Source organism: Acidovorax sp. 35-64-16 (genome assembly GCF_002281195.1).
In the GTDB taxonomy this organism is placed as follows: domain Bacteria; phylum Pseudomonadota; class Gammaproteobacteria; order Burkholderiales; family Burkholderiaceae_C; genus Acidovorax; species Acidovorax defluvii.
The window spans coordinates 417509-441928 of the sequence record NZ_NCFM01000001.1; the positions used below are offsets into that span (position 1 = coordinate 417509).

Annotated in this window: 24 protein-coding genes and 1 pseudogene; 20 read left to right on the forward strand and 5 right to left on the reverse strand. The window is 65.5% G+C overall.

Annotation, left to right across the window (positions count from 1 at the left end):
- The first annotated feature begins 39 nt into the window (after positions 1 to 39).
- Positions 40 to 943, forward strand: a pseudogene (gene secF, locus B7Y64_RS01915) (protein translocase subunit SecF).
- 17 nt (positions 944 to 960) lie between these two features.
- Positions 961 to 3261, forward strand: a complete 2301-nt coding sequence (locus B7Y64_RS01920; protein ID WP_291324341.1) for a DUF1631 domain-containing protein — start codon at positions 961 to 963, stop codon at positions 3259 to 3261.
- Positions 3262 to 3370: 109 nt separating this feature from the next.
- Here B7Y64_RS01920 and dprA read toward each other — a convergent pair whose 3' ends face one another.
- Both dprA and B7Y64_RS01930 read right to left on the reverse strand, forming a co-directional pair.
- Entirely contained in the window at positions 3371 to 4540 is a 1170-nt protein-coding gene (gene dprA / locus B7Y64_RS01925; protein ID WP_291324342.1) for a DNA-processing protein DprA, read from the reverse strand.
- Between the two features lie 62 nt (positions 4541 to 4602).
- Positions 4603 to 5805, reverse strand: a complete 1203-nt coding sequence (locus B7Y64_RS01930; RefSeq protein ID WP_291324343.1) for a LysM domain-containing protein — start codon at positions 5803 to 5805, stop codon at positions 4603 to 4605.
- A 200-nt stretch (positions 5806 to 6005) separates the two neighbouring features.
- On the opposite strand from B7Y64_RS01930, the gene def reads away from it, so the two are divergent.
- The 15 genes from def (at position 6006) to B7Y64_RS02005 (ending at position 17780) form a co-directional block, all read left to right on the forward strand.
- Positions 6006 to 6515 carry a peptide deformylase gene (gene def, locus B7Y64_RS01935; protein WP_111867650.1) on the forward strand — a complete coding sequence of 170 codons (510 nt, stop codon included), beginning with the start codon at positions 6006 to 6008 and terminating at the stop codon, positions 6513 to 6515.
- The gene (locus B7Y64_RS01940; protein ID WP_291324344.1) at positions 6512 to 7015 is read left to right on the forward strand and encodes a hypothetical protein; all 504 of its coding nucleotides are present in this window, start codon (positions 6512 to 6514) and stop codon (positions 7013 to 7015) included. The genes def and B7Y64_RS01940 overlap by 4 nt, the downstream gene beginning before the upstream one ends.
- A 23-nt stretch (positions 7016 to 7038) precedes the next feature.
- Positions 7039 to 8040, forward strand: a complete 1002-nt coding sequence (gene fmt, locus B7Y64_RS01945; protein WP_114655212.1) for a methionyl-tRNA formyltransferase — start codon at positions 7039 to 7041, stop codon at positions 8038 to 8040.
- A complete protein-coding gene (locus tag B7Y64_RS01950; RefSeq protein WP_291324345.1) occupies positions 8037 to 8858 on the forward strand; it encodes an AzlC family ABC transporter permease in 822 nt (273 codons plus the stop codon). Before fmt ends, B7Y64_RS01950 begins: the two co-directional genes overlap by 4 nt.
- Entirely contained in the window at positions 8855 to 9190 is a 336-nt protein-coding gene (locus B7Y64_RS01955; protein WP_291324346.1) for an AzlD domain-containing protein, read from the forward strand. Before B7Y64_RS01950 ends, B7Y64_RS01955 begins: the two co-directional genes overlap by 4 nt.
- 175 nt (positions 9191 to 9365) lie before the next feature.
- Positions 9366 to 10565, forward strand: coding sequence for a phosphoglycerate kinase (locus B7Y64_RS01960; RefSeq protein WP_291324347.1), 1200 nt, complete (start codon positions 9366 to 9368; stop codon positions 10563 to 10565).
- Positions 10566 to 10757: 192 nt separating this feature from the next.
- Complete coding sequence (locus B7Y64_RS01965; RefSeq protein WP_024813340.1) at positions 10758 to 11375, forward strand: class I SAM-dependent methyltransferase; 618 nt, start codon at positions 10758 to 10760, stop codon at positions 11373 to 11375.
- Between the two features lie 8 nt (positions 11376 to 11383).
- Positions 11384 to 12145 (forward strand): tRNA-uridine aminocarboxypropyltransferase, encoded by a 762-nt coding sequence (locus tag B7Y64_RS01970; RefSeq protein ID WP_291328250.1) that lies wholly within the window; start codon positions 11384 to 11386, stop codon positions 12143 to 12145.
- Between the two features lie 89 nt (positions 12146 to 12234).
- On the forward strand, positions 12235 to 13113 hold the full coding sequence (locus B7Y64_RS01975; RefSeq protein WP_291324349.1) for a PA4780 family RIO1-like protein kinase: 879 nt from the start codon (positions 12235 to 12237) through the stop codon (positions 13111 to 13113).
- A gap of 114 nt (positions 13114 to 13227) precedes the next feature.
- The gene (locus B7Y64_RS01980) at positions 13228 to 13479 is read left to right on the forward strand and encodes a hypothetical protein (RefSeq protein WP_111867660.1); all 252 of its coding nucleotides are present in this window, start codon (positions 13228 to 13230) and stop codon (positions 13477 to 13479) included.
- 307 nt (positions 13480 to 13786) lie between these two features.
- Positions 13787 to 14359, forward strand: a complete 573-nt coding sequence (locus tag B7Y64_RS01985) for a DUF1439 domain-containing protein (RefSeq protein ID WP_111867661.1) — start codon at positions 13787 to 13789, stop codon at positions 14357 to 14359.
- Positions 14360 to 14605: 246 nt separating this feature from the next.
- Positions 14606 to 15679 (forward strand): pirin family protein, encoded by a 1074-nt coding sequence (locus B7Y64_RS01990; RefSeq protein ID WP_291324350.1) that lies wholly within the window; start codon positions 14606 to 14608, stop codon positions 15677 to 15679.
- Between the two features lie 150 nt (positions 15680 to 15829).
- On the forward strand, positions 15830 to 16303 hold the full coding sequence (locus tag B7Y64_RS01995; protein ID WP_024813334.1) for a peptidylprolyl isomerase: 474 nt from the start codon (positions 15830 to 15832) through the stop codon (positions 16301 to 16303).
- A 188-nt stretch (positions 16304 to 16491) separates the two neighbouring features.
- Entirely contained in the window at positions 16492 to 16860 is a 369-nt protein-coding gene (locus B7Y64_RS02000) for a glutaredoxin domain-containing protein (RefSeq protein ID WP_114655205.1), read from the forward strand.
- A gap of 245 nt (positions 16861 to 17105) precedes the next feature.
- Positions 17106 to 17780 (forward strand): cupin domain-containing protein, encoded by a 675-nt coding sequence (locus B7Y64_RS02005; RefSeq protein ID WP_114655204.1) that lies wholly within the window; start codon positions 17106 to 17108, stop codon positions 17778 to 17780.
- Between the two features lie 571 nt (positions 17781 to 18351).
- Here B7Y64_RS02005 and B7Y64_RS02015 read toward each other — a convergent pair.
- Positions 18352 to 19236, reverse strand: a complete 885-nt coding sequence (locus tag B7Y64_RS02015) for a gamma-glutamyl-gamma-aminobutyrate hydrolase family protein (protein ID WP_291324351.1) — start codon at positions 19234 to 19236, stop codon at positions 18352 to 18354.
- Between the two features lie 363 nt (positions 19237 to 19599).
- Here B7Y64_RS02015 and B7Y64_RS02020 point away from each other — a divergent pair, with 363 nt between their 5' ends.
- The gene (locus B7Y64_RS02020; RefSeq protein WP_024813330.1) at positions 19600 to 19947 is read left to right on the forward strand and encodes an HPF/RaiA family ribosome-associated protein; all 348 of its coding nucleotides are present in this window, start codon (positions 19600 to 19602) and stop codon (positions 19945 to 19947) included.
- A gap of 93 nt (positions 19948 to 20040) precedes the next feature.
- Here the strand turns inward: B7Y64_RS02020 and gap are convergent, their stop codons facing one another.
- Both gap and tkt read right to left on the reverse strand, forming a co-directional pair.
- Positions 20041 to 21042 carry a type I glyceraldehyde-3-phosphate dehydrogenase gene (gene gap / locus B7Y64_RS02025; RefSeq protein WP_024813329.1) on the reverse strand — a complete coding sequence of 334 codons (1002 nt, stop codon included), beginning with the start codon at positions 21040 to 21042 and terminating at the stop codon, positions 20041 to 20043.
- Positions 21043 to 21083: 41 nt separating this feature from the next.
- Entirely contained in the window at positions 21084 to 23126 is a 2043-nt protein-coding gene (tkt, locus tag B7Y64_RS02030) for a transketolase (RefSeq protein WP_291328252.1), read from the reverse strand.
- A 125-nt stretch (positions 23127 to 23251) separates the two neighbouring features.
- Here tkt and speD point away from each other — a divergent pair, with 125 nt between their 5' ends.
- Entirely contained in the window at positions 23252 to 23650 is a 399-nt protein-coding gene (speD, locus tag B7Y64_RS02035) for an adenosylmethionine decarboxylase (protein WP_111867695.1), read from the forward strand.
- Positions 23647 to 24420, forward strand: coding sequence for a nucleotidyltransferase family protein (locus B7Y64_RS02040; protein ID WP_291324352.1), 774 nt, complete (start codon positions 23647 to 23649; stop codon positions 24418 to 24420). Before speD ends, B7Y64_RS02040 begins: the two co-directional genes overlap by 4 nt.

The following is a 24420-nucleotide window of genomic DNA, read 5'->3' on the forward strand; positions in this document are numbered from 1 at the left end:
TGCGCCTCCTCTGAAAACTCCAAATAAGGAATAGAGATCATGGAGTTTTTCCGCATCAAAAAAGACATTCCCTTCATGAAGCACGCGTTGGTCTTCAACGCGATTTCCTTCATTACCTTCGCGCTTGCCGTGTTTTTTCTGCTGACCCGCGGACTGCACCTGTCGGTGGAGTTCACGGGCGGCACGGTCATGGAAGTGGCTTACAGCCAACCTGCCGAGCTGGCCAAGGTGCGCGAGACGGTCTCTGGCCTGGGCTACGCCGACGTGCAGGTGCAAAATTTTGGCACCGCCCGCGACGTGATGATTCGCTTGCCCGTGCAAAAGGGCGTGACCTCTGCCCAGCAAAGCGAACAGGTTCTGGGTGCGCTCAAGGCGGTCGACCCCGCGGTGACGCTGCGTCGCACCGAGTTCGTTGGCCCGCAAGTCGGCGAGGAGCTGGTGCAAGGGGGCCTCATGGCCCTGGCCATGGTGGTGGTGGGTATCGTGATCTACCTTGCCATGCGGTTTGAGTGGAAGTTCGGCGTGGCCGCCATCATCGCCAACCTGCACGACGTGGTGATCATCCTGGGGTTCTTTGCGTTCTTCCAGTGGGAGTTTTCGCTGTCGGTGCTGGCTTGACCGGATCCGAGAGGCCTTCCGCAAGTACCGCAAGATGACCACCCATGAGGTGATTGACCACGCCATCACCAGCACGATGAGCCGCACGATCATCACCCATGCATCAACCGAGGCCATGGTGCTCTCGATGTTGCTGTTTGGTGGCCCCAGCCTGCATTATTTTGCGCTGGCGCTCACTATCGGCATCCTGTTCGGCATTTACTCGTCGGTGTTCGTGGCAGCCGCCATCGCCATGTGGCTCGGCGTGAAACGCGAAGACCTGGTCAAGACAGTCAAAAAAGAGGATGAGGATCCGAACGATCCCAACGCAGGGGCCACGGTCTGACCCGCTACCATTAAGGTATGCCTACACCGCCTCCTTCAGTTCCGCAGCGTCGCCTGGCTCGCCAGGCGCGTCAGAAATTTGTGGAAGGAATCTGCGCAGGACTGCCTGAGGTGGACAAGACGGTACTGGACTTTCTGTCCCAGCTGATGTCCCAGACCGGCACGCAACGCGAAATGCATTCGCGGCGCGATGCCTGGCAGTTGTACCAGCAGCACCACACCGACTGGATTGCACGCACGGACCGAAGCCTGCGTGAAGCGCTGGCGCCGCACATCAGCACCACACGCGGCACCCAGATGGGCGGCGGTCATTTCGAGTTGCTCAGCGACGATGTGGTGGAAAACAAGATCGCAGCCTCCCGCATGGCGCTCACGATCACCGAACAGGTCAGCCATCAGCTCGACACGGTGCGGCTGCGAACGCAGTCGCTCGAAGGCCAGGAGCTCGACAGCAATGACATTCTTCGCCCCGAGGCCGTCTGTCTGATCGCCGTTGAGCAGTGGGTCGAATCCGGCCTGCCGCGCACCGACCTGCTGACCGTGGTGGGCCCCCTGCAGCGCGAGTTGGCCAACCTGCTGCAAAAGCAGTACCAGGCGGTGAACGTGTTTTATGTGGAGCAGGGCATCACGCCGCAAAACGACCTGCGGTCACGCGTGCGCCGGACCGAGGGCGGTGCGGTGGCCAGCCGGGACTCTGGCGCAAGCGGACTTGCATCGCAGGCGTTGACGCAAACCCGGGAGGCCATGGCCGCCGGGCGCGCCGCACCACCGCGACAGGGCCAGCCCCAGGGGATGGCTCCAGTCTTTGCCACAGGCATGACGCCACTGTCGCGCGCACGCCAGCGCGCGCAGGGTGTCATGGGGCAGCTGCGCCGGCTGTTGACCCAGCCCGCCACCGGCTTTGATCTGGTCAACGCGCCACCCGCATCGGCGGCGCTGGCGCATGCCCTCACGGCCCACCGCGTCCAGGCCGACACCTACTACAGCGGTGTCGCCACGCTCATCGAAGACTACAGCCCCGCCGCCGTGGTGCAGCTGGCTGGCGCGGTACGGGAGCGTTTCACCGAATTGAAGAAAAAGGCCTCCACGGCTGGCGAGAAGGCCATCATCGAGGTGGTGGCGCTGATGTTCCAGAGCATTCTGGCCGAAGACCGTATTCCCCCGGCCGTGCGCGTCTGGTTTGCGCGGTTGCAGGTGCCCGTGCTGCGCGTGGCCCTGGCAGAGCCCGAGTTCTTCAGCAACATCGCCCACCCGGCCCGCCAGCTCATTGACCGCATGGGGGCGTGCGTCATGGGATTTGATGCGACGTCGATCAATGGCAGCGCCCTGGAGGCGGAGATTCGCCGCGTGGTGCAGGTGATCGAGCAATACCCTGAGACTGGGCGGCGGGTTTTTCAGCTGGTGTACGACGAGTTCGAAAAATTCCTGTCGAAGTTCCTCACCGAAAAGCAGGCCACCTCGCGCCTGGTCAGCGTGGCGCAGCAGGTGGAGCAGCGGGAAACGCTGGCCATCCAGTACACGATCGAGCTGCGCACCATGCTGCGCGACATGCCGGTGCGCGACGAAATCCGGGAGTTTCTCTTCAAGACCTGGGCCGAGGTGCTGGCCCTCTCGGCTGTGCGCGATGGCCCTCAGCATGCCGATACCATCACCTTCAAGCGCACGGCCGCCGATCTGGTGTGGGCAGCCAGCGCCAAACCCCATCGCAGCGACCGGGCACTGGTGATCCAGAGCCTGCCCGGCCTGCTGCAACGCCTGCGCCAGGGGCTGGCGCTGATGGGGATCGCCGCTGCCGCGCAGGATGCGCAGATCAAGGTGCTGACCGACACCCTGGCCGATGCCTTCCTGTCCAAGACGGCATCCATTCCGCAGGCGCATATCGAAGCCATGGCCAAGCGGCTGGCCAACCTCGAAGACTTCATCGGGGACGCCACGCTGGGAGACATGCCGCTCAATGCCGACAACATCGAGATGATGCTGGGCATTGATGCCTCGTCCATCCATGTGATTGCGGACAACGGGGCGCCGGTGGACGAAGCCATGGTGGCCTGGGCTCAAGAGCTGCAACGGGGCACGTGGTTCACCTTGGACCACAACGGATCGTCGGCCCAGGTGCAATACGCCTGGCAGAGCCAGCGCAAGCAATTGCACCTTTTTGCCGCCACGGACGGCAGCAGCTACCTCATTCAGCTGCGCCGCCTGGCGGCGTATCTGCAATCCGGGCTGCTGGTGCCGCAGGACGAAGAGGGTCTGACGTTGCGCGCCACGCGCGATGCCCTGGCCAAGCTGGACGCCAACCCCGAGCGGCTGCTGGACTGACTCATACGCCCGGCGGTGCCGGCCGCCTGGGGGGGCATTCCTGCGCGGTTGCTGTCAGCGCGATAAACAAAGCCAAGCAGCGCAGTGAGGGCTTGTTTGTGACTCTGGCTCAGGCGTTGCCCATGCGCTGAAACAGGCCCCCCGGAAGGCGTGCCACCACGCCTGCCAGCTCCAGTTCGAGCAACTCCACCTGCATGGCGGCGGTGTCCATGCCGGTGCGTGCCATCAAGGCATCCAGCCCCACAGGGTCAAATCCCATCGCCTGGAGCAGTGCGCTTTCGGGTGGAGCGGCGGGGGCGCTGTCAGTGGGGCTCAGGCCGCAGGAGGCGGGTTGCGATGCAGCGCCTGGAACGGGAAGGTGCAGTTCTTCCAGCACATCCTGTGCAGATTCCACCAGCTTGGCGCCTTGCCGTATCAGGGCATGGCATCCGCGCGACTGGGGAGCATGGATGGAGCCAGGAATGGCAAATACTTCACGCCCCTGCTCCACCGCCAGCCGGGCCGTGATCAACGAGCCGGATGCCAATGCGGCCTCCACTACCAGTGTGCCCTGCGACAGTCCCGCAATGATGCGGTTGCGCTTGGGGAAATTGGCCGCCAGGGGCGGTGTGCCGAGGGGGTATTCGCTGATCAGGATGCCGTGGGCGGCAATGCGCCGCGCAAGTCCCAGGTTCTGACGGGGGTACACCCTGTCAAGTCCCGTGCCCACCACTGCAATCGTGGCGGGAGCGTTGACATGGGCCAACGCGCTGTCCAAGGCTCCTTCGTGTGCGGCGGCGTCCACGCCCAGTGCCAGCCCGGACACGATGGTCAGACCGGCTGCATGCAATGCACGCGCAAACTGGCGCGCGTTGTCCGCGCCCTGGGCGGTGGGGTTGCGGCTGCCCACGATGGCCAGGCAACGCCCGGCGGGAAAAGGATTGGCCGCCCACATTGCTGAAGGGCCGATGCCATACAGCGCCAAGGGAGGGTCTTCCGTGTCGAGCAGTGCCTGCGGGTAACGCCCATCGCCCAGCGTCAGAAAAACCCGAGCGGGCCCGTCCGGCACCGTGTCCTGCAGCCACGCCCAGGTGGTCTCCAGTTGCTGTGCCAGACCGTCCGGAACCAATCGCAGTGCACGCGCCTGTGAGGGCGTCACGCACTGCGTCAGCGCAACCTCCGGTTGCTCGAAGATGGCCTCCGGAAGACCAAAGGCCGCCAGAAGGCGGCGGGCGGTGCCGTTGCCTACGCCCGGGGTCAGGGTCAGTCGCAACCAGCCGGCGAGTTCATCGCGGTCCATGGATGGGGTGGGGTCGAGGCGCGCTTGCAGACGAAACGACTGCGCGGCCTCCGGTTCCGTACTTAGTCGGGATTGACCAGACGGTCACCCACTCGCACGCCGGTGCTGATTTCCAGAATCAATGCGTAGGAAACACGGTCAAACGTGCGGAACACCATGACGTGGCCATTGCGCTCGCTGGGCAGTTTGATCACGGTCTTTGCCTCGTCCGTGCTGTCCTTGATGCGGTCGCCCATCGTCATGATGTGGAGAACCTGGCCGGCCTCCATGCCGTCCTGCGTGCCCCGGTTGATCGCAATGACCTGGTTCTGCGCCGCATAGGTCACCGAACTGCCGCCATAAATCGAGACCACCCGTGCATCGACTTCCATCTGGGGTGCGCGCGGTGTGTAGCTGACAAAGGCGCGCGCCGGCGCTGGCAGCAGCCGGTCGCCCGCACGAACCTCTTGTTTGGTGGCGGTCAGCTCGACCGTGGCGGGTACGTACTCGACCACTTTGCCACCTTTGCCATCGGCCGTTTCTTCCAGCGACTCGCCCCGCACCAGTTCGGCTTTTCCGACGTATTGCGCTTCGTAGCCCAGGATTTCACCCGTCACCGGATCTTTGAGTGCAATGGCGTCCCGGAAAATCCGGTAGTGGCGGGGCGCACCTGGCTCCATGCGCAGCGGAGTGGCGGCATCGCCACGGGCATAGGCCCGGTCGCCGGTCGCCATCAGAACGCGGTGATCCACCGTGGCCACGATGCGTGGCGCGCGTTCCAGCACCTCGGCATCCACCACCAGCGGCTCTACCAGGAAGGGCTCGATGAGGTGGGGCTTGAGTGTGGGCAGGGCGGTGTCGGAAAGGCTGTCGCTGCGCGTACGCGGAGACACCCGCACCGTGTCAGGCTCGCCACGGGCGCTGGTGCGAAGACGTGCATAGCCGCCATCCTTTTCCAGGTACAGCGTCTGTCCCGGAAAAATCAGATGCGGGTTGGGCAGGGCCTTGAGATTCATGCCCCACAACTCGGGCCAGCGCCAAGGGCGCTTGAGGTACATGCCGGAAATGCCCCAAAGGGTGTCACCACGTTTCACTACATAAGTGTCGGGAGCACCCGGAGCCAGCTCGGAAAGAGGAACCCCACGTTCGGCCACCTGCTGCGCCGTTGCCCGCTGGCCACTGGAAATCGGGAAGTTCTGCGCTTGGGCCGGAGCGACAAGCAAGGCGCCGGCAAATACTGTCAACGCGCCCAAGGCGTTTTGCCGCACGCGGGTGAATGCCGTCATGTTGTTCCTTTTTTGATGCATTGTGAAACGCCCCCTCACTGGCGCCGCGGTCGATTGCGTCATGCAAGCCGCCGGGCAGATACGTTACAAACGATCTGAGATTCTCTGCTCAAGCCCTTGATTGGGCAACGAATATTGCGGTCAGGGGCTGCAGCGGGCGCCAAAAGTGGCGAAAATAGCGACAGCTTTCACCTTCATTCATGGCAATTCTTCCCATTCTCTGTTACCCGGATCCTCGTCTTCACAAGGTTGCACAGCCGGTTCAGGCCGTCGATGCACGCGTCCAGACGCTGGTTGAGGACATGCTCGCCACGATGTACGACGCCCACGGCATCGGCCTGGCGGCCACGCAAATCGACGTGCACGAGCGCATCGTGGTCATCGATGTCTCCGAAGAGCGCAACGAACCGCTGGTGCTGATCAATCCCGAAATCGTCTGGGCCAGCCCGGAAAAGCATGTGGGCGACGAGGGCTGCCTGTCGGTGCCGGGCATCTACGACGGCGTCGAACGCGCTGCTGCAGTGCATGTGCGCGCCCTGGACGCCCAGGGGCAATCGCGCACCCTCGAAGCCGAGGGACTGCTGGCGGTCTGCGTCCAGCACGAGATGGACCACCTCATGGGCAAGGTGTTTGTGGAATACCTCTCCCCCCTCAAGCGCAACCGCATCAAGACCAAGCTGCTCAAGCAGCAGCGGGACGCGCGCGAGTGAGCACCTGGAGGCGACGCCTTGGTATCGGCGCTGTTGCGCTGGTCGCCGGGGTGTTGCTGTCGGCCTGCGCATCGCCCGACCTGGAAAAGCCGGGAGCCCGGCGAGCAGATGTGCTGGCGCGGCTGGGCGCACCGCACAGCACGACTGCCCTGGAGGGCAACCGGGAGCGCCTGCTGTATTCCACCCTGCCCGCAGGCCGCCGGGTATTTCATCTCGACTTTGATGGCGCCGGGCGTCTTGAACGCGTCGAGCAGGTGCTGACCTTGGCCCGCTTTTCGGGCGTTGCACTGAACACATGGACCCAGGCCGATGTCGAGCGCACCTTCGGCCCGCCGATGCTGGTCGAACGGGTTGCCCGTTTTGACGGCGACATCTGGACCTACCGGTTCATGGACGACTACGAACCGCGCATGGCGCACATCCACATCGACCGCGCCGGCACCGTGCGCCAACTGGTTTTCTCCGATGACCAGCCGCCGGGTGACGACAGGGATTTCTGACAGCCGCCACCGGGCCCTTCTTCATGAAAATCATTTTTGCCGGAACCCCTGAATTCGCCCGTGTCGCATTGCAGCGCCTGCTGAGCGCCGGGTTCACCGTGCCCCTCGTTCTCACGCAGCCCGACCGGCCCGCAGGCCGGGGCATGAAGCTGCAGGCCTCGCCCGTCAAGCAATGCGCGCTCGAGCAGGGCATTGCCGTGGCCCAGCCCCGCAGCCTGCGCCTGGACGGCAAATTCCCCGAAGACGCTGCTGCCGCCCGTTCGGCGCTGCTGGCCGCCCAGGCCGATGCCATGGTGGTGGCGGCCTACGGCCTGATCCTGCCGCAGTGGGTGCTGGACCTCCCGGCCAGGGGTTGCCTCAACATTCACGCCAGCCTGCTCCCGCGCTGGCGCGGCGCCGCACCCATCCACCGTGCCATTCAGGCGGGCGACACCGAGACGGGCGTCACCATCATGCAGATGGATGCGGGGCTGGACACGGGCGCCATGCTGCTGACCGAAAAGCTGCCCATTGGTCCCCGCGACACCACCGCCTCGCTGCACGACCGGCTGGCCGACATGGGTGGCCGCCTGATCGTGGAGGCCCTTGAGCTGGCCGCCTGCGGTGGTCTGCAGCCTGTCCCGCAACCGGAGCAGGGCGTGACCTATGCCCACAAGATCGAGAAATCCGAGAGCGCAGTGGACTGGTCGCTGCCAGCGCACGTGATTGGCCGGCAGATCCGGGCTTTCGATCCGTTTCCCGGGGCGAGCACCACGCTGGGCACCGAGACCGTCAAGCTGTGGGGCTACGAAATTAATAGCTATCAGCGCTTGTCAGATAAGCGCTGCGGGCAGATTTTATCGATAGACAGCACCGGCGTGCTCGTGGCCTGCGGTGAAGATGCCCTGCGCCTGACCACCTTGCAGCGGGCCGGAGGCAAGCGGTTGCCGGCCTCCGAGTTTCTGCGTGGCTTTCCGCTGCAGCCCGGCATGGTGCTGGGGGAGGCGCAGGCACCCGGCACCCCCGGCGCGCCGACAGCGCCATGAGCCTGCAGGCGGTCGGCCAGACCGTGCGCCACCCGGCGTTTCGCCTGGCCATCACCGACATGGCGGGCACCTCGCTGGGCATCGCCGCCTGGGGCATGGTGACCGGTGTGGCCATGGTCAAAAGCGGCATGTCGGTATCGCTGGCCATTTTCATGTCGCTGCTGGTGTATGCAGGCAGCGCCCAGCTGGCCGTGATTCCGCTGCTGGCCACCGGAGCGCCGCTGTGGGTGGTGTGGCTCACGGCGTCGTGTGTGAACCTGCGCTTCGTGATTTTCAGCAGCCTGTGGCGCAGCTACTTTGTGCACCTGCCGTTGCGCCAGCGGCTGGCCATTGGCTACTTCAGCGGCGACGTGATCTTTGTCGCCTTCATGAAGCGCTTTCCCGAGCCACGCCCCGCGCCCGAGCAGGTGCCCTACTTCTGGGGCGCCGCCACCACCAACTGGCTGGCCTGGCAGGTGCCTTCGATTGCCGGCATCCTGCTGGCCAACGCCGTGCCGCTGTCGTGGGGGCTCGGGTTTGCGGGTGTGCTGGCGCTGTTGGGGGTGTTGCTGTCGCTGCTGTTCGACCGCGCCACCTGGCTTGCTACGGGCGTGGCCGCTACGGCCGCCATTGCTGCTTTTGCCCTGCCGCTCAAGCTCAACATTCTGGTGGCCATTGCCGCCGCGATCGCGGTGGGCCTGCTGATCGAGGCCGTGGACCGGCGCCGCCACCGCCCCGAGGTGCTACTGGTGCCGGCCGACAGCATGATCCCGGCCGACGAGCTCGAACAGGTCGAGGCCGGTGACGCGGTGGCGCTGCGCGAAGAGTTGCATCCATGAGCTGGGACTGGCTCGAACCCGTCATCGTGGTGGTCGGTCTGGCCCTCATCACCGTGGTGACGCGCACTTTCTTCATGATCCCCGAGCGCGAGCTGCCCTTGCCCGACTGGCTCAAGCGCGGGCTCAAATACGCGCCCCTCGCCGCGCTCACGGCCGTCATTGCGCCCGAAATCTTCATGTCACACGGCGAGTTCATCACCACGCTGAAGGACGCGCGCCTGCCCGCCGTGCTGTGCGCCAGCGCCTACTACTTCTGGCGCCGGGGCATTCTGGGCACCATCGTGGTGGGGATGCTGGTGTACCTGCCCCTGCACATCGGCTGGGGCTGGTGAACATCGTGCTCCCCCTGAGCCGCTGCGCGGCTTCCCCCTGAGGGGGACGCCGCCAGTGGCCTGGCAAAGCCAGTTCCACGGCGCCCGCTGGCCTCGGGCACGCCAGTTCGAAAGGCTCGCTCACTAAAATGGTGGCCCTCATTCCATTCCCTCCCAACCGCTGACGCCTTCCTCCATGAACATCCTTCGTTTTTCCGATCTGTGCGCCCAGGGCAAGGCCCGCAACCAGCGCGTCTTCATCCGTGCCGACCTGAACGTCCCGCTGGACACCGCCGGTCACATTACCGAAGACACCCGCATCCGCGCCTCGATTCCGTGCATCCGCATGGCCCTAGACGCGGGCGCCGCCGTGATGGTGACCAGCCACCTGGGCCGCCCCACAGAAGGCGCGTTCAAGCCCGAAGACTCGCTCGCTCCCGTGGCCCAGCGCCTGTCCGAGCTGCTGGGCCGCGACGTGCCGCTGCTCGCCGACTGGGTGGACGGCGTTACCGTGGCCCCGGGGCAGGTGGTGCTGCTGGAAAACTGCCGCGTCAACGTCGGTGAGAAGAAGAACAAGGAAGAACTGGCCCGCAAGTTGGCCGCCCTGTGCGACATCTTCGTGAACGACGCCTTTGGCACGGCCCACCGCGCCGAAGGCACCACCTACGGCATCGCGCAATACGCCCCCATCGCGTGCGCTGGCCCGTTGCTGTCGGCCGAAATCGACGCCCTGACCAAGGCCCTGGCCCACCCCCAGCGTCCACTCGCCGCCATCGTGGCCGGCTCCAAGGTGTCCACCAAGCTCACCATCCTGCAAAGCCTGGCCGACAAGGTGGACCAGCTCATTGTGGGCGGCGGCATTGCCAACACCTTCATGCTGGCAGCAGGCCTGCCCATCGGCAAAAGCCTGGCCGAACCCGATCTGCTGGACGCGGCCAGGTCCGTGATGGCCGCCATGAAGGCGCGCGGCGCCGAGGTGCCGATTCCTACCGACGTGGTTACCGCCAAAACCTTTGCCGCCGACGCCCCCGCCACCATCAAGGCCGCCACCGATGTGGCCGAGGACGACCTCATTCTGGACATCGGCCCCGACACCGCCGCACGGCTGGCGGCGCAGCTCAAATCGGCTGGCACCATCGTCTGGAACGGGCCCGTGGGCGTTTTCGAGTTTCCTGCCTTTGAAAACGGCACGCGCGTGATTGCGGAGGCCATTGCCCAGTCGCCCGCATTCAGCATTGCCGGCGGCGGCGACACCCTGGCGGCCATTGCCAAATATGGCATCGAGCAGCAGGTGGGCTACATCTCCACCGGCGGTGGCGCGTTTCTGGAGGTGCTTGAAGGCAAGACACTGCCCGCGTTCGAGATTCTTGAAAAACGGGCTGCCGCGCAATCCTGAGTGCACGGGTTTTCGACGCCGCGGTGGCTGGCACGCCCGCCCGCGTGCCCGTTGGGGGCCAGCGCGCCGACAGCGCAAGCGCGGCATTGACTCACTCTGCTGCCCGATACTTGGGCACACACGGTAGGCGGCGCTGCCTGCACCGGCATTCCGGCGCAGGCGTAGTGCACCCCATGGTTGAAGGAATGGCGCGTGAAATCTGCAAGTGATACCTGGTTCGACGAGGCCTACTACCAGCGTTACTACTTCGACAAGAAAACCAGCGTGATTGACCCCGAACACGCCGAGCGGCTGGGCGCCTTTGTGTGCAGCTACCTGCAGTACCTGCGCGTGCCGGTGAAGCGGGTGCTGGATGTGGGCTGCGGCATCGGCCTGTGGCGTGCGGCGGTGGCGCGGCACTTTCCCGATGCCAGCTACCACGGCGTGGAGTTCAGCGACTACCTGTGCGGGCGCTTTGGCTGGGAGCGTGGCTCGGTGGTGGACTACCAGGCCCATGACCCGGCCGAGCCGTTCGATCTGGTGATCTGCCAGGGCGTTTTGCCCTACCTGAACCCGTCCGACCTGAAACTGGCCCTGCGCAACCTGGGCCGGTTGAGCCGGGGCGCGCTGTATGTCGAAGCCGTCACGCGCGAGGACTATGAGCGCGACATCCTCGACGAAGACCTGACCGACCCGCGCCTGTTTCGCCACCGGGCCGAGCTGTACCGGCGCGGCCTGCAGGAGGGCTTTACCGAGCTGGGCGGCGGCGTGTGGCTGAGCCGCCAGTCCGAGGTGCCGCTGTTCGAGCTCGAATGCGCAGGTGGCCGATGACCGTGGCTATGGCGCCTGTGATTCCCCATGCCGTCTCGCGCCAGCGCACCGAGCGCCTGGCGCGCAGTTCCAAGCCCTTTCTGGCGCGCGGTGGCCCGCGCGGCGAGCGCTGCACAGGCTGCCGCCTGCTGCCCAGCCACTGCCTGTGCGCCTTGCGCCCGGCCGTGCCCACGCGCGCGGGCGTGTGCCTGCTGATGGGCGATGTCGAGGCGCTCAAGCCCAGCAACACCGGCTGGCTGATCGCCGATGTGGTGGCCGACACCTTTGCCTTTGGCTGGGCGCGCACCGCCGTGCACCCGGATTTGCTGGCCCTGCTGGCCGACCCGCAGTGGCAGCCGGTGGTGGTGTTTCCGGGTGACGACGTGGCACCTGAGCGGGTGCTGACCGGCCTTGCCTGCAACGCAGGCCCCGTTGCCCCGCACAGCGCCAGCGGCAAGCGCCCGCTGTTTGTGTTGCTCGATGGCACCTGGCCCGAGGCGCGCCGCATGTTTCGCAAAAGCCCTTATCTGGACCGCCTGCCCGTGCTCACCCTGCAGCCGGGGCAACGCTCGCGCTACCGCCTGCGCCATGCGCTGCACGATGACCACCTGTGCACCTCCGAGGTGGCCGCCCTGTGCCTGGAACTGGCGGGCGAGACCCGCGCGGCGCAAACCCTGGAGGCTTACCTCGACGTGTTCACGCACCACTATCTGCAGGCCAAAAACCAGCTGCCCGTGGATGAAAACGATGCGCTGCACCAACGCCTGCGCGATCTGGGCGCGCAGGCCTGAGATCGTGAACACGTTCTGAGCCACGTCCCACCCGGCACCAGCACCCGGTGCCGCGCCAGGGGATTGCGCCCCGGGCGCAAAATGCACCCATGAAAGCACCCCCCCGCCTGCAGTCCCTCATTGAGGAAGGCCTGATCGACACCGTGGTTCGGCAACTCATGAGTGGCAAGGAAGCCATGGTTTTTGTGGTGCGCAGCGGCGATGAAACCCGCTGCGCCAAAATCTACAAAGAGGCCAACAACCGCAGCTTCCGCCAGGCCGTTGATTACACCGAAAACCGCAAGGTCAAAAACTCGCGCTCGGCCCGCGCCATGGCCAAGGGCAGCAAGTTTGGCCGCCAAGAACAAGAAGCCGCCTGGCAAAGCGCCGAGGTCGATGCGCTCTACCGCCTGGCCGCCGCTGGCGTGCGCGTGCCGCAGCCCTATAACTTTCACGACGGCGTGCTGCTGATGGAGCTGGTGACCGATGTCCACGGTGACGCCGCCCCGCGCCTGAACGATGTGAGCTTTACGCCCGAAGACGCCCGCACACACCATGCCACCCTGGTGGCCGAGGTGGTGCGCATGCTGTGTGCGGGTGTGGTGCACGGCGATCTGTCGGAGTTCAACATCCTGCTGGCGCACTTGCCGGGCGTGGATGGCGCAGAAGATGCGGATGGCCCCGTCATCATCGACCTGCCCCAGGCGGTGGACGCCGCAGGCAACAACCACGCCCAGCGCATGTTGCTGCGCGACGTGGCCAACCTGCGCGATTTTTTCGGCCAGTTCGCGCCCGAGCTGCGCACCACGCAATACGGCCCCGAAATCTGGAGCCTGTACCAAAGCGGCCTGCTGAGCAACGAAACCCCTTTGACCGGCCGCTACGCGCCAGACCATGTCGACGTGGACATGCAGGCCGTGCTGCGCGAGATTGACGATGCCCGCGACGAAGACGCGGCGCGCAGGCTGCGCATGGCCACCACGGTCTGAGGGCGCGGGGGCCTGCCAGCAGGCCTTTGTGCACAGGGCATCGCACCCGTGCTTTACAGTAGCCGCCCCGCAGCATGCAAACCAACACACCAGCCCACGATGGCTGCACCCTCTATGACCAAAGACCTGGCCCGACAGAACGAACTCAAACCCATGGCGCTGTGCGAGCCCTGCCAGGGCATCCAGCGCAACTGGCGCAAGGCGCCCGGCCACGCCGAGCTGGTGCAGCGCGGCAACCGCAAGGAAGACCGTGAACAGGGCCCCGTCACCATCACCCGCTATGTGTGCGACCGCTGCGGCACGGCGTGGGAGTATGAGAACGACAAGGACAACCAGAAAGCAGGCTGGTCCGTGGTGGGCCGGTAGTTGCACGGCAACGCGTTGCTATCAAAATTGATAGCTATCAGCGCTTGATGGATAAGCGCTAGAGGCCATTTTTGCCTTAACCGTTGGCCGCACAAGCCGATGGACCGTGTCCATCGCCTCGGCTAAGCGCTACGCCTGCGGCTTTGCGAGCAAGCCGGGCGCATGGTGGGTGAATGGATCAGCCCATCAAATCGCCCATGAATCAACAGCTTGCACCGTTGCGTGAATGGATACACCGCCACGGCCCGCAGATGCGGCACCTTTTCACCTGGCCCGTGTCCCACCTCCGTTCAAGGAGATATTCCCCATGCTGCATCGCAGACGATTTCTGACCACCACCTCCAGTGGCTTGGCCCTGGGCGCAGTGGCGCTGCTGCTGGGGCGTGGCGCGCTGGCGCAGCCCAGCTACACCGTGCCGTTGGCGCAGTTGCAGGAGATGGTGGCGCCCAAGTTTCCGCGCAGCGTGCCCGTGCAGGGCTTGTTTGACCTGACCCTGCAGGTGCCGCTGCTGCGCCTGCTGCCCGAGGTGAATCGCCTGGGCGCAACCATGGCGGTGGATGCCGCAGGCCCGGCCCTGCGGCGCAGCCATGCAGGCCTGTTCGACGTGGAATTTGCGCTGCGCTACGAGGCCAGCGACCGCACCCTGCGCGCCCACCAGATCCGGCTGGGGCGGCTGGATTTTCCGACCCTCAAGCCCGCTGTTGCGCAGCTCCTCAATGTCTACGCCCCCGTGCTGGCCGAGCAATCGCTGCGCGAAGTCACCCTGCACCAGCTGCGCCCGCAGGACACGGCCATGTTCGACGGCCTGGGCCTGCAGCCGGGGCCGATCACGGTGACGGCCAAGGGGCTGACGGTGGCTTTTGTGGGCAAGCCGCCTTGAGGTGGATTTTTAATCAAAAACAATAGCTGTATGCGCTTGCCGTATAAGCGCTTGAGGCTGTTTTGGCTTGAATTTCGCCGCCAGGGCTGTGCGTGAGATGGCGGGCGTTGTCACAGGGCCATGCGCCACTGTCCTGCGCCTTGCACTGCACTGTTCCACGCAGCGACCTTTTGTGCGGCGTCGCAGGCCTTATCTTTGACAGACGCGCTGCCCGATCGCGGATGGCGCAAATCCAAGGAGCCCCCCATGCCGTCCACCCCCGTGTCTTTGTCTGCCGCCCAGCCCATCGTGCAAGCCCAGGCGCTGGGCCCGCTGTGGCCCACGATGGACCCGTTTTTGTTCTGCGCCCACCACGACGATGCCTACCCCGCAGGCAACACGGCGTTCGGACCGGCCGTGCCCATCGATGATCGCCAGATCGGCAGCGACTTCAGCCGCAAAGACGGCTGGAGCATGTACCACGGCGACACCGTGCCGGGCTTTCCGGGCCACCCGCACCGCGGCTTTGAAACCGTGACGCTGGTGCGCAAGGGGCTCATCGACCACTCGGATTCGCTGGGCGCGGCCGCGCGCTTTGGTGGCGGTGATGTGCAGTGGGTCACCGCCGGCAAGGGCATCGTGCACTCCGAGATGTTCCCGCTGCTCAACGCCACCGAGCCCAATCCGCTCGAACTCTTTCAGATCTGGTTGAACCTGCCTGCCAAGAGCAAGATGGTGGAGCCCCACTTCACCATGCTCTGGAACGAGCGCATTCCGCGCCTGGTGCGGCATGACGCGGCAGGCCGCACCACCACGGTGACCGTGGTGGCCGGTGCCTTGCCGGGCGCCGCTGCACCGCTGGCGCCGCCCCCCGAATCGTGGGCTTCGCAGCCTGAGGGCGATGTGGCCATCTGGACCTTGCACATGGAGCCTGGCGCACAGTGGACGCTGCCGGCCGCACAAGGCCAGGGCACACGCCGCATGCTGTATTTCTTTGGGGGTGACAGCCTGCGTGTGGGCCCGCAGGACGTGGGACAGCACGCCGCGCTGGAGCTGGTGGCAGGGCAGGACTGGCCATTGACCAACACCGGCGCAGCGCCCGTGGAATGCCTGCTGCTGCAAGGCCAGCCCATTGGCGAATCCGTGGCGCAGTACGGCCCGTTTGTGATGAACACGCAGGCCGAAATCATACAGGCCATGAACGACTACCGCCGCACCCAGTTTGGCGGCTGGCCCTGGGCCGAGCAGGACCCGGTGCATGGCACCGAGGCGCGGCGGTTTGCGCGCTACCCGGGGCAGACGGACGAAGAACGCCCTGCTCAGTCCGTGGCTGCCGGGTAGGTCCACCTGCTTTCGGCCCCACAGTCAGCGTGTTTTGGGGCCCGGGCGGCGCCTCGTGGACAATCCACGCTTTCCATGCACGCGCGGGTGCCGGGGTTGATCCTGCTGCACCGCCGCGCCGCTTCCCCGACCGAAACCGCAAACACCACCATGGCCACCATCACCAAAGACACCGCTGTCACCATCACCTACAAAGTCACCACGCCCCAGGGCAAGCCGCTGGACGGCGGCAGCCTGTCGTACCTGCATGGTGGCTATGAAAACATTTTTCCCAAGGTGGAAGCGGCCCTCGAAGGGCAGGCTGTGGGCTTCAGCACCGCGCTGGACCTGGCCGTGGAAGACGCCTTTGGGGCCCGCGATGAAAGCCTGGTGCGCACGATCCCCAAAGCCGAGTTCCCGCCCGGCGTGAAGGTCGGCGGCCAGTTGCAGGGCGTGGGCGCTGACGGCCAGCCGGCCGTGTTCAACGTGGTCAAGATCAAGGGCCCCGAAGTGCACCTGGACGGCAACCACCCGCTGGCAGGCCAGGCGTTGAAATTCAGCTGCAAGGTGACCGAAGTGCGCGCCGCCAGCGCCGAAGAAATTGCGCACCGCCATGTGCATGGGGCGCACGGCCACCAGCACTGAAGCGCTGCGGGGTTCTCCCTGGGCCTGTCGGCGGCCGCTGCAGCAGCGCTGGAGGCCCCAGCCGGTGCCCAAGCCGTGCTGCCGCGCCGCCTGCACCTGCCCGTCGGCGTGCCCGTCGCCACCTACCCGCCCTTCGCCCGCTGTTTCCCCAACCCGGACCACCACCGTCTCGCCACCAGGAGCTTTTCATGCACCGCACCATATTGGAAGAGAACGCCATCCACCCCGCCATTCGGGCGCAAGTGGCAGCGCTCCACCGCGAGTTGATCGACGAGGTGCAGACCACCGTCCGCGCCCATGCGGTGGTGGTGATCGGCATGTCGGGCAACCCGTTTGTGGGCAAGGCGCGCAAGGCGCTGGATGCCGCCGGGGTGCCGCATGAATACCGGGAGTTTGGCAGCTACCTCTCGCAATGGCGCCGTCGCAACGCCCTCAAGATGTGGACCGGCTGGCCCACGTTTCCCATGGTGTTCGTGCGCGGCGTGCTGGTGGGCGGGTGTGACGATGTGCGGGCGCTCATCGCCTCGGGCGAGCTGGCCAAGTTGCTTGCCGCTTGAGTCCGCTGGTGTGCCCCGGCTGCCGGGTAACGGCGAACGGCGGGGCGTTTTGCCGGGCGGGCTGGTGCAGCCTAGCCTCTGCCTGGCTGATCTGTCCGAAGGTCGGGAGCGCAGCATTTCGCCCGATGAACCGTCCGCATTGACGCGTAACCCCGTCGACACGCGAAGGCACGAGGTGAAGTGGTGCCTGGGGTTTTTGTGGGGGCTGCGCACCGAATAGCCTGCGGGCTGCTCCAATCGCTCCCATGCAACTTCACGACGACATGACCCTGCGGGTGACCGCACTGCCTGCCGATGCCCAGTGGGCGCCCTCGCCCCTGGCGGGCGTCGAGCGCCGCATGCTCGACCGATCGGGTGGCGAGGTGGCGCGGGCCACCAGCATCGTGCGCTATGCACCCGGTGCGCGCTTTGACCGCCATGTTCACGGCGGCGGCGAGGAAATTCTGGTGCTGGAAGGTGTGTTCTCCGACGAGTCGGGTGACCACCCGGCGGGGACCTACCTGCGCAACCCGCCGGGCAGCGCCCATGCCCCGTTTTCGCGCGAGGGCTGTGTGTTGTTTGTGAAGCTGTGGCAGTTCACCGCGGGTGACACGGCACCGCTGCGCCTGGACACCCGCGCGGGAGAGTGGCGGCAGGGCCTGGTGCCCGGCCTGACCGTACTGCCGCTGCATTCGCATGACGGCATTGACACCGCGCTGGTGCGCTGGGCGCCCCACACCCGGTTTCAACCCCACACCCATCCGGGCGGCGAAGAGATTCTGGTGCTGCAAGGGGTTTTTTCTGACGAATGGGGCCACTACCCGCAGGGCAGCTGGCTGCGCAGCCCGCGCTGGAGCCAGCACGCGCCGTTCACCGAGGCCGAGGGCGCGCTGATTCTGGTGAAGGTGGGGCACCTGGGCGTGACGTTTCTGGCACCCTGAGGTGCGGTAGTGCATTGCCGCCGTGGTGGTGGCAACCTCTTCGCCAGTCCCCCCTCTCGTTGTTGTTGTAGAAGTCTCCGTGGCCGTCGCAACTGTGGTGGCTGGTTTGCTGCGCAGGCCTGGCGGCCGGTGCCCCTGCAATCCGCCGCTGGGGCACGGTGGTCATGGCAGCCACCATCTGGGCGCTGCGCTGGTGCGCGGTTTGGGTCAATGCGCTGATCCGGGCCGCCTCGGGCAGATTGCGCCAGTAGCGCGTGGGCATCTCTTCTTTTCACCATGTTCGGCTTGGGCCGCTCGGGGGTGAAGAGGTGGCAGTAGTCGGTGAGCCACACAGCGCGGGCCATGTGGTGCGCCTGCAGGCGGGCGGCGTGCAGCGGGTCGTGGCGCAATCAGCGGCAGTGCGCGCGCCGCGTCGGGCTTGGGCGCTTGAGGTTCAGGGCGGCCTCGGTGCTTGGCTGCGGCTTGCACGCAATGGCAGGGATGAAGTGCAATTCACTCCCACGAGGTGTGACTATCGGCGGGCGCAGTCTGCGCCGCATCGGCGCGCATTTCAGACCGGTCCGTCGGCCCGCTATGGCGCGGCCGTCTTGTCTCTGCGCAACGCACTGCGCAGCAGCCTCGTCGCCCGATCCCGTAGCCCCGCAGGCTGGTCCCGCCGCGCCAGCGGGTTCGCCTTGGCTTGTGCACACGCCGCCAGAAAGTCGTTGAGGATGGCAGTGTCGTCCAGCGTGTCCGAACCGGCCCGGTGGAACTCGGGGTGCCACTGCGTGGCCGCGATGTAGCCGCGCCCCGGCGCTGGTTTGAGGCGAATCGCTTCGGGCACGCCGTCGGGCTCGCTCAGCGCCTCCACCACAAAGTCGGGCGCCACGCGCTTGATGCCCTGGTGGTGGATGCTGTTCACGCGCGCGCGCGGTGTGTTGGGGTAAAGCTTTGCCAGATGCGAGTCGGCCACGATGTGGATATCGTGGAAGTGCTGGTCGTACGTGGTGGCATTGCGGTGCTGCAGTGCACCGGGGTGCTGGGTCTGCAGGTCCTGGTAGAGCGCGCCGCCAAACGCCACGTTGATGAGTTGCAGGCCCCGGCAGACACCGAAAATGGGTTTGCCCACTTCGGCAAACGCTTTCACCACGGCCAGGTCGTAGAGGTCGCGCACACGGTCGCCCAACCACTCCTCGCGCAGGGCCTCCTCACCGTAATTGCCGGGCCACACGTCAGCGCCACCGTGCATGACCACACCGTCCAGCCACTGGGCATAGTGCGCCAGCGTCACATCACCGCGCGCGGTCTCGCCCGTGGGGCAGGGCACCATGACCACCATGGCCCCGGCGGACATGATCCAGTGCGCAATGGACTGCTCGACATACTGCAGGGTCTTGCCAGTGAACAGCGGGCGCGCGGGGTCGGCGTGCTGGAAGCAGGCTGAAAGACCAATCTTGAGGCGGCGGGAGGCGGGCATGAAGAAGCTCCGAAGGGGACGCAGGGCGGTTTGCACCAAGTCCCGGTGGGGGAATCGTGCAATTGTCTTTGTAGCACTACCGGCCCCACCACGTCTGTAGGAAAGTGCCGCACATGCCCAGCGCAGTGCCAGCCCGGACGCTCGGTGTGGTGTTTGCCACGAAATCGCCTAGACGCGACGGCCGTTTCTCTGGCTTCGACATGCGGCGGTCAGCGCGTTGCTGCGCCATGGCGTCTTGATCCCTGTTGGCTGGTGTGCCATTGACTGTCATCAAGCTCCAGAATCCGGTTGCGTGCATGATGCACACATACCGATGGCCGTGATTGCGTTGCCATGTCGTTGCAATTTCACAAGGAGAGCTCAATGCAAGTACAAGTACACACCGATGACCATATCCATGGCGGAGAGTCCCTGGCGCAATGGATTCAAGACGAGTCTGGCACCCGGCTTGCGCGTTTTCGCGAAAACATCACGCGCCTGGAGGTGTTTCTGACCGATGTGGATGCAGGCAAGTCCGGGGCAGAAGACAAACGCTGCCGTATCGAGGCCCGCGTGGCCGGCCGCCAGCCGGTGGCCGTGACGGCCGAGGCCGACAAGATGGCCACTGCGTTCATCAGTGCGGTGGACAAACTCACGCGCGCACTGGATGCCGACCTGGGCCGGGTGAAAGATCGCCACGGGCGCGACACCATCCGTGACGCACAGGAATAAGCCACAGGCCCCTGCACGCTGAGCCCGGTCTGCCGGGGTCAGGCACAAAAAAACGCGCCCTGGGGCGCGTTTTTTTGTGGGGGATCGCCGTGCTTACTTGGCCGTCACCACGCGCACCATTTCCAGGCACTTGTTCGAATAGCCCCACTCGTTGTCGTACCAGCTCACGACTTTCAGGAAGGTGCCATCCAGGGCAATGCCGGCGTCGGCGTCAAAGATCGACGTGCGGGTGTCGCCACGGAAGTCGGTGGCCACCACCTTGTCTTCGGTATAGCCCAGCACGCCCTTCAAGGCGCCTTCGGACTGGGCCTTCATCTCGGCCTTGATTTCTTCGTAGGTGGCAGCCTTTTCCAGCTCCACCGTCAGGTCGACCACCGACACGTCCGACGTGGGCACGCGGAACGACATGCCGGTCAGCTTCTTGTTGAGGGCCGGAATCACCACGCCCACGGCCTTGGCTGCGCCAGTGCTCGAAGGGATGATGTTCTCCAGAATGCCGCGGCCACCGCGCCAGTCCTTGTTGCTGGGGCTGTCCACGGTCTTTTGCGTGGCGGTGGCTGCGTGCACGGTGGTCATCAGGCCGCGCTTGATGCCCCACTTGTCATTGAGCACCTTGGCCACGGGGGCCAGACAGTTGGTGGTGCACGAGGCGTTGGACACGATGGCCTGGCCTGCGTAGGTGTCGTGGTTCACGCCAAACACGAACATGGGGGTGTCGTCTTTGGAGGGGGCCGACAGGATGACCTTCTTGGCGCCGGCATCAATGTGCTTCTGGGCCGAAACCTTGTCCAGGAACAGGCCGGTGGATTCGATCACCACGTCGGCGCCGACTTCGTTCCACTTCAGGTTGGCCGGGTCGCGCTCTTGTGTCAGGCGGATCTTCTTGCCGTTGACGATCAGGGTGTTGCCCTCGACCGACACGGTGCCCTGGAAGCGGCCGTGCACCGAGTCGTACTGCAGCATGTACGCAAGGTACTCAGGTTCCAGCAGGTCGTTGATGCCAACGACTTCGATGTCGCTGAAGTTCTGAACAGCCGAGCGCAACACGTTGCGGCCGATGCGGCCGAAGCCGTTGATACCAATCTTGATCGTCATAGCCTGAGTTTCTCCAAAGTTGATAGCGGAACCAATATGTCTTACTTGCGCTTGAGCGCCGCGAGCACCGTGGCCGCAACGTTCTCTTCGGTGAAGCCGAAGTGTTTGAACAGCACGGGTGCGGGCGCCGACTCGCCGTAGGTGTCGATGCCCACCACGGCGGCGCAGCCGTATTTCCACCAGCCGTCGGTCACGCCCATTTCCACGGCAACGCGCGGGAGGCCCGTGGGCAGCACGGCTTTTTTGTACTTGGTGTCTTCGCGGTCGAACGTGGTGGTGCTGGGCATGGACACCACGCGCACGGCCACCTTCTTGTCGGCCAGCAGGCGCTGGGCCTTCAGGGCCAGCTGCACTTCGGAGCCGGTGGCAATGATCACGGCCACGGGCTTTTTCTTGAGGCCCACGTCCGCAGGGTCGGACAGCACATAGGCGCCGCGCGAGATGTCGCCCAGGTCGCGCTTGGGTGCATAGGGCAGGTTCTGGCGCGACAGGGCCAGCACGGTGGGCTTGTCGCGGTTGGACAGGGCCACGCTCCAGGCCACGGCGGTTTCGGCGGTGTCGGCGGGGCGCCAGACATCGAGGTTGGGGATCAGGCGCAGGCTGGCAACGTGTTCGATGGACTGGTGCGTGGGGCCGTCTTCACCGAGGCCGATGGAGTCGTGCGTGAACACATGGATCACGCGCTGCTTCATCAGCGCGGCCATGCGGATGGCGTTGCGGCTGTAGTCGCTGAAGGTCAGGAAGGTGCCGCCGTAGGGGATGAAACCGCCATGCAGCGCAATGCCGTTCATGATGGCGGCCATGCCGAACTCGCGCACGCCGTAGTTGATGTGGCGGCCACCCACGCCGGCCTCGTTCTTGACCACGGCGCCCTGCGCGTCAAAGCGCAGGTTAGGAGTGCTCTTGGTGTTGGTGAGGTTGGAGCCGGTCAGGTCGGCGCTGCCACCCAGCAGCTCGGGCAATGCGGCGGTGAAGGCTTCCAGCGCCAGCTGGCTGGCCTTGCGGCTGGCCACGGTCTCGCCCTTGGTGTGGGCGGCGACCACGGTGTCCACGGCCACCTGGGCAAAGTTGGCTGGCAGGTTGCCTTCCATGCGGCGCTTGAACTCGGCGGCCAGCTCTGGGAACGCCTTGCTGTAGGCGTCAAAGCGCTCGTTCCAGACGGACTCAAAACCTTCGCCATTGGCCTTGGCATCCCAGTCGGCGTACACGTCTTCAGGAATCACGAAAGGCTCGCTCGTCCAGCCCAAGGCTTCGCGGGTGAGTGCAATTTCTTCCGCGCCCAGCGGCTCGCCGTGGGCCTTGGCCGTGTTGGCGCGGTTGGGGCTGCCCTGGCCGATGTGCGTCTTGCAAACGATGAGGGTGGGGCGCTCGGACTGTTGTTTGGCTTCTTCGATGGCGGCGTCCACCTTGTCGGCGTCGTGGCCGTCGATGGGGCCGATCACGTTCCAGCCGCTGGCCACGAAGCGCAGGGGGGTGTTGTCGGCAAACCAGGGAGCGACCTGGCCATCGATGCTGATGCCGTTGTCGTCGTACAGCGCGATCAGCTTGTTGAGCTTCCAGGCGCCGGCCAGCGACACGGCTTCGTGGCTGATGCCTTCCATCAGGCAGCCATCGCCCAGGAAGGTGTAGGTGTGGTGGTCCACCACGGTGTGGCCTTCACGGTTGAACTCGGCCGCCAGCAGTTTTTCTGCCAGCGCAAAGCCCACTGCGTTGGTGATGCCCTGGCCCAGTGGGCCGGTGGTGGTTTCGACGCCGGGCGTGTGGCCGACTTCGGGGTGGCCCGCCGTGCGGGAGCCGAGCTGGCGGAAGTTCTTGAGCTCCTGCATGGGCAGGTCGTAGCCCGTGAGGTGCAGCAGCGCATACAGCAGCATCGAACCGTGGCCATTGCTCAGCACAAAACGGTCGCGGTCAAACCACTGGGGGTTGGCCGGGTTGTGCTTGAGGTGGCGGCCCCACAGCGCCACGGCCATGTCGGCCATGCCCATGGGGGCGCCGGGGTGACCGGAATTGGCTTGTTGAACTGCGTCCATGGCCAACGCGCGGATTGCGTTGGCCATCTGGTGGGATTGCTGGGTGTTGGCCATGGGATGGGCGGCTCCGGGTGGGAGGTTCAGGGGAAACCCGGCATTTTACCGGTGCGGCCAGCTGGGGGGCTTGCGGGCACCCGCGCACGCCGTCGCGTCGCGGCCAATGCACTACAGTTCCGGCCATGCAAGGACTGCATCTCACTGCCGATCTGCGTGGCTGCCGCTGCGCTCCCCAGCGCATGCTGGATGCCGCCGCACTGTCCCTGGCCTGTACGGATGCCGTGCGCGCTGCGGGTTTGCAGGCGGTGGACCAGCTGTTTCATACCTTCCCGTCCACAGCCCAAGGCCCGGGCGGTGTCACTGCCACGGTGCTGCTGGCCGAGTCGCACCTGTGCGTGCACACCTGGCCCGAGCAAAACGCCGTCACGCTGGATGTGTACGTGTGCAATTTCGGTGCCGATCATTCGGTAAAGGCGCAGGCCCTGATGGATGCGCTGCTGGCCCTCTTTGACCCCGCCGGGGTGCAGCGCCATGCCCTGCAGCGCGGCGCCGTGGAGTCAGCCACTGGGGCCGTGCGATGACGCCGCCCGCCTTTGTTCAGCTGCCCGTGCAGGTGCCTGCGCTGGTGCTGGCGGCAGGCCGCGGCGAGCGCATGCGGCCCCTCACCGACTCCACCCCGAAACCCCTGCTGCAGGTGCAGGGCCGGCCGCTGCTGCAGTGGCATTTGCAGGCCCTGGCCAATGCTGGAGTCTCGCGCGTGGTGATCAACACCGCCTGGCTGGGAGAGCAGATACCTGCCTATTTTTCAGATAAAAATGGCGTTAAACCAATATGGGATAAGCGCAAGCAGCTATCAATTTCATACTCGCAAGAAAGTGTGGATTTTGGTGGTGCGCTGGAAACGGCGGGAGGCATTGCCCGTGCCCTGCCGCAGTTGGGGCCCGTTTTTTGGCTGGCTGCGGGCGATGTGTTCGCGCCCGATTTTGTGTTCGACAGCGCCGCTGTGCAGGCTTTTGCCGCCAGCGACCAGCTCGCACATCTGTGGCTGGTGCCCAACCCGGCGCACAACCCGCGCGGCGACTTCGGCCTGTCGTCCCAAGGCCTGGCGCTGAACCTGCCCGCAGACGACCCCGCGCCGCGCTACACCTACAGCACCATCGCGTTGCTGCGGGCCGAGCTGTTCGCGCCGCCGTGGTGCGACATTGCGCCAGGCAACCCACTGGGCGTCAAAGCCCCTCTGGCCCCGCTGCTGCGACGTGCGATGGACGCAGGCCGTGTGTCCGCCTCACTTTATGGCGGCCGCTGGACTGACGTCGGTACGCCCGAGCGGCTTGCAGAACTCAACCGCTGA